The following is a 3,968-nucleotide window of genomic DNA, read 5'->3' on the forward strand; positions in this document are numbered from 1 at the left end:
AAAGAATAACTACTCTTCTTCATAAAAAAGATAAGGTTCAGGCTTACCTATATAGTAGCCTTGAATCATATCAACTTTATCTTTAAGCAGTTCAAATAACTCTTGATTTGATACAAACTCTGCAACACTTAGTAAATCAAATGTTTTCGCAAACTCCAAAACAGAATCAAGTAGCTTATACATTTTATCACTTTCAAGTAAGTTTGAGATGATTGTTCCATCTATTTTTAAGAAATCAATGTCAAGATTTGCAAATTGAACAAAATTTGAGTACCCACTTCCAAAATCATCTAAGGCATACTTAATGTCATATTTCCTATAGCGTTTAAAAAATTGGTTTAACTGATCAAAATCTTGTAATGCTTCATTTTCTAAGATTTCAATTGTAAGCCTTGAAGCAGTTTCCGGATACTTCAAACAAAGTGTTTCAAGTAAAATATTGACACCTTTATCATTTAAATCTTGTAGAGAGAAATTCACACTAAACGTCATAGTACTATTTTCAAACATCTTAAAACTTTTTATGAGTATTGACTTTGTAAACTCCACATAAAAAGGTGCTTTTAGAAGTGTCTCCATAAAATCAGCTGGTTCAAGTATTTTTTCGCCATAGCGTAAACGCATCAAAACTTCATACTTTAAAACCTTATCAATCTTTTTATCTGTCAAATAAATCGGTTGATAATATGGCACAATGTTATCCTGTAACATAATCTCTTTCAGTTTTTGTGTGAGTGATATTTCATCTTTTACATTTGCAATAAGTCCTTTGATTTCCGCAGAATTAATAATATCTCTCTTATTCCCTTTAAAAAGAGCAAATTCACAACTCTCTAAAGAATTTGGAATAAAATAATCATATGCTCCATAAAAAAGTATGTCATATTTTTCACCTTCTATAACAATGTTAATAGATTCATTGAGTTTTTTATAAATCTCCTCTGCCTGTTGTGGGTTTTCAACCAAAATAGCAAACTCATCTCCATAAATTCTATATGATTTTATAGCATCTGATTTCATTAAAAATTTGGCAACTTTTTTAAGTATAGCATCACCAATATCATACCCATAACTAACATTAAAGCGAGAAAAAGACTTAATATTAAAGATAAGCACATACACATTTTGAATGAGTTGAATATCTTTAATCAGTTGAAAACGGTTTGGCAAAAGAGTAATTGGATCAATATAAATAGAGAGTAATTCCTCTTCAACAAACATCCCACTCAGTAGTGTTGCCATTTTTAAAAAAAGTGCTATCATTTCAATATATATGATACAAAAATAAAAATACTGCTTACGTTCAAAAAAATTCACTGCTTCAATAGCACAAGCATAGAGTTCTTTGTTTGTTTTTAAAAAGTCTTCTTTAACCTCTTCATCATCAAAAAACAAACCAGCTCTTTGCTCTACAAAATCTATAAATTCATTAATACGATGCTCAATACGTGGTGGCTTTGTATCATTAAAAAGACTATCTACAAGTGTTTCAAGCCAAATAAGTAACTCATCTACAATGGCTAAATCGCTTTTTCCTACAAAATTCGTATTATTATTTATACCGAGTTTGAGTGTTTTTATCTCTTTTGGGAGCCTTTGTTGCAAGTATCCGTAAGCTAACTTATTTTCATTTTTTCTTAGTTGTTCTTTTTGTTCTAAAGTCAATTTATAAGAAAACAGATCTAAAAAAATTGCCAGTTTCGAAAAATTAATCCCTTTTTTGTAAATATCAGAACCTACCTGCTCTAGTACTTTAATATTCGAATCATCAGTACCAAGCAGCTTATGAAGCATATGTTCAAGGAACTCTTTTTCATCGTCATTAATCCATGTAAAATAATCTTTACCCATTTCATCATCCAAAAACATATTTATATCCATACTAAATTCCATAAAAAATCTACATTTTACAATTCTACTCCAAACCTACTTAATTTTCCTCTTTTGGAGTACCACTTGCCTTCTCTTCATCATCAAGAAGGTGGAGTTTAAGCACATGTTTTTCGGTAATGACGGTTTTAAATTCACCCTCAAAAACTTTAATGTCAAGTACAAAAGCTTCAACATGAACATTGCGTTTACGACCCTCTTTATGACGAACTCTTGCAATAACATTTACTTCATCATGCAGTTTTACAGGAGAGAGAAACTGACAATCACTTGCTACAAGAACTACATTTCTCTCGTTGACCGCAAGCATCGCCGCATAATCTGCCGCACCAAATATAAATCCACCATGAATTAGCCCAATATCATCAGCAAGCATATCAACAATAGTTGTTAGCCTTAACTCAACATATCCTAACTCTATCTTTACTATTTCACCACAAAGGTTTTGATTTACACGCTCATGTGTTTGTACCAATACTTGCTCTTTTTCATCTCTATAATCATCTAATTCAAAATCTTCTTCTTGTGTTGTTGACATTATTTTTTGTCCTTAATTAATCTTACATAAACACGCTGTGGAGCGGGATAGCCCTCAACCGTTTTTGTTTTGTCATCTTTATCTAAAAAATCTTCAAGTGATTGTCCCTCTATCCACTCTGTTTTTCTCTGCTCACCTGCATCTGTAACAGAGGTTTCAAGCACTTCAAACGCAGTGAATCCCGCTCTCATTGACCAGTTTTTAAGTGCTTTAATAGTTGGAACAAAGTAGATATTTGGAATTTTAGAGTAGCTAGACTCTGGACATAACGCCATCTCCTCTTCACCATCAATGTAAAAAGTATCTAAAATCACTTCACCTTTTTTTTCTAAACCTTTGTAAAGAGATTTAAGCATAGCAACTGGGTCACTGCGATGATACAAAACTCCAAGACAAAAGATAGTGTCAAACTTCTCTTCATAAAATTCCAAATGTTCAACACCTAAAAGCTCGTAAACTATTTCACTCTTTACAAAATGATTTATAAAATCAAATTGTGTTTTATAAAGTGGGGAGGGATCAAAGCCCACTAAAAGAGCAGGATTATCCTCTTTCATACGAAACATATAGTAGCCATTATTACATCCTATATCGGCAACTTTTTTCCCTTTCAGATTAAAATGAGGGCGTAAAAGATTGTACTTCACATCACTTTTCCACTCAGAATCTATAAAAGTCTCTCCAACTTCAAAAGGTCCTTTTCTCCAAGGCATAAGCAGTTTTGCAGTATCATAAATACTTTTCTCATCAAAATCCCCTGAAATTTTCACAACATCTCCAAGTGTCACTTTACAAGGTACATCTTCTAAATCATCCAACGCCTTACGCAGAGGAGCGATGTTTTTCCAAGTCATCCATTTTTTTCTATCGTTTTGTATCTTTTTAATATCCATTTTAATCGCTGTTATAGTTAAATTTTACTATAATTGTATCTAAAAAATAGGGTCTTTTATGCGTTTAGAAAAAAAAGCTACTGTAGCTTCAAGTAGTGTTGCCGCACTCTTAGTACTTATCAAATTAACCATCGGAGTTTTAAGTGGTTCTATTGCTGTTCTTGCATCTGCCATTGACAGTCTTTTAGATTTAACAGTTTCTCTATTTAACTACTTTGCCCTACATAACTCAGAAAAAAATCCTGATGAGCAGTTTCATTTTGGACGCAGTAAATTAGAACCGCTTGCCGCCGTCATTGAGGGAACTATTATCTCTCTTTCTGCTCTTTTCATCCTCTATGAAGCTATCTCAAAAATGTTCCATCCGGAAATTATACGATACATGGGTGATAGTATTCTCGTGATGATAATTTCGCTTATCATTACAGGATTATTGGTACTTTTTTTAAACTATGTTGCAAAAAAAACAAAAAATATGGTCATCCGTGCAGATGCCCTACACTACAAAACAGATATATTCTCAAACGCAGCGGTACTCTTTGCCCTTGTAGCAGTGCACTACACAGGAGAGCAACTTATTGACCCTATTTTAGGTGTCGCTATTGCTATTTATATGATTTACTCAGCCATTCCAATCATCAAAGAGG

Annotated in this window: 4 protein-coding genes; 1 reads left to right on the top strand and 3 read right to left on the bottom strand. The window is 32.6% G+C overall.

Translation table 11 applies throughout. The features are described from left to right. Positions 1-9 precede the first annotated feature (9 nt). Genes MV589_RS08310 through cmoB form a run of 3 tightly spaced genes read right to left on the bottom strand, consistent with a single transcriptional unit; the run spans position 10 to position 3,321 of the window. On the bottom strand, positions 10-1,881 hold the full coding sequence (locus tag MV589_RS08310) for an EAL domain-containing protein (protein WP_297433803.1): 1,872 nt from the start codon (positions 1,879-1,881) through the stop codon (positions 10-12). Positions 1,882-1,930: 49 nt separating this feature from the next. Beyond that, positions 1,931-2,428, bottom strand: coding sequence for a PaaI family thioesterase (locus MV589_RS08315; protein WP_297433805.1), 498 nt, complete (start codon positions 2,426-2,428; stop codon positions 1,931-1,933). Further along, positions 2,428-3,321, bottom strand: a complete 894-nt coding sequence (cmoB, locus tag MV589_RS08320; protein ID WP_297433807.1) for a tRNA 5-methoxyuridine(34)/uridine 5-oxyacetic acid(34) synthase CmoB — start codon at positions 3,319-3,321, stop codon at positions 2,428-2,430. Before cmoB ends, MV589_RS08315 begins: the two co-directional genes overlap by 1 nt. Before the next feature lie 58 nt (positions 3,322-3,379). Between cmoB and MV589_RS08325 the strand changes: the two genes are divergently transcribed. Beyond that, positions 3,380-3,968, top strand: a 589-nt coding sequence (locus tag MV589_RS08325; protein WP_297433809.1) for a cation diffusion facilitator family transporter, incomplete at its 3' end; no start/stop codon positions are given.

It is taken from the genome of Sulfurimonas sp. (genome assembly GCF_026991475.1).
GTDB lineage: Bacteria > Campylobacterota > Campylobacteria > Campylobacterales > Sulfurimonadaceae > Sulfurimonas.

Excerpts from the sequence above, each read along its gene's own strand:
- cmoB (WP_297433807.1), bottom strand. The coding sequence starts at position 3,321 with ATGGATATTAAAAAGATACAAAACGATAGAAAAAAATGGATGACTTGG.
- MV589_RS08310 (WP_297433803.1), bottom strand. The coding sequence starts at position 1,881 with ATGGATATAAATATGTTTTTGGATGATGAAATGGGTAAAGATTATTTT.
- MV589_RS08315 (WP_297433805.1), bottom strand. The coding sequence starts at position 2,428 with ATGTCAACAACACAAGAAGAAGATTTTGAATTAGATGATTATAGAGAT.